This is a genomic window from Pseudomonas sp. 50_B (genome assembly GCF_017491625.1).
Lineage (GTDB): Bacteria > Pseudomonadota > Gammaproteobacteria > Pseudomonadales > Pseudomonadaceae > Aquipseudomonas > Aquipseudomonas danubii.
On the sequence record NZ_JAFGYX010000115.1, the window covers coordinates 1 to 484 of the forward strand.

The 484-nt window shown below is 70.2% G+C and carries 1 protein-coding gene; it reads left to right on the forward strand.

The features are described 5' to 3' along the window. Positions 1 to 484, forward strand: a 484-nt coding sequence (locus tag J5M73_RS31185) for a glycosyltransferase family 39 protein (RefSeq protein WP_207816916.1), incomplete at both ends; no start/stop codon positions are given.

Genomic DNA, 484 nt, shown 5'->3' on the forward strand with positions numbered 1-484 from the left:
GTTCGGCATCGGCGAATGGCAGGCGCGCCTGTACACGGCGCTCGCGAGCTTCGCGGGCGTGCTCTTCGCCGGCTACGCCGGCGCGCGCGTGTTCAACCCGCGCGCGGGCTTTTTCGCGGCGCTCGTGCTCGCGAGCTCGCCGTACTGGAACCTGATGGGCCACTTCAACGCGCTCGACATGGGGCTGTCGCTGTGGATGACGGTCACGCTCTGCGCGCTGCTGCTCGCGCAGCGCCCCGGCATCGGCAAGCGCGCCGAGCGCGGCTGGATGTGGCTCTGCTGGGCGGCGATGGCGCTCGCCGTGCTGTCGAAGGGCCTGATCGGCCTGATCCTGCCGGGCGCCGTGCTCGTCCTCTACACGCTCGCGGCCCGCGACTGGGCGCTGTGGAAACGCCTGCACCTCGTGAGCGGCCTCGTCATCTTCTGCGCGATCGCGACACCCTGGTTCGTGCTCGTGCAGTCGCGCAACCCCGAGTTCTTCAAC